The organism is Chromohalobacter sp. HP20-39, assembly GCF_033052815.1.
Taxonomy (GTDB): Bacteria; Pseudomonadota; Gammaproteobacteria; order Pseudomonadales; family Halomonadaceae; genus Chromohalobacter.
On the sequence record NZ_JAWHTP010000308.1, the window covers coordinates 1 to 352 of the forward strand.

Sequence of the window (352 nt, forward strand, 5' to 3'; positions counted from 1 at the left end):
GTCCGCCGTCAGCGTGACGGGGGGCTGCCCTGCAATGCTGATGGTGGCGTTGCCCGAGGCGTCGACCGCAATGCTCGAATGCACGGGGGCTGGTGACGCGGCAGGTGCACCGTCGCGGCGGCAGTCTTCCCAGTATTGAGAGAAGGTGACGCCCGCAAGATCGGTGGCCAATGTCACCTTGGATGCGGTCTGTGCGACCAGCACGTCGGTCGATTTGAGCCCGTCGGTGCCGTCGCCTGCGTTGGCGGCCATGCAGACCATTGAAGCGGCCGGCAGGTTTGGATCGCTGGCCAGGCTGGAGAAGTTCATGCCGTATCGGACGGGGCTGCCCCACAGGAAGCCGCCATCCGGC

The 352-nt window shown here is 66.5% G+C and carries 1 protein-coding gene; it reads right to left on the reverse strand.

Annotated features, from left to right (window positions below):
* On the reverse strand, window positions 1-309 hold a 309-nt coding region (locus RVY79_RS18115; protein ID WP_317465915.1), incomplete at its 3' end, for a hypothetical protein.
* Between the last annotated feature and the right edge of the window lie 43 nt (window positions 310-352).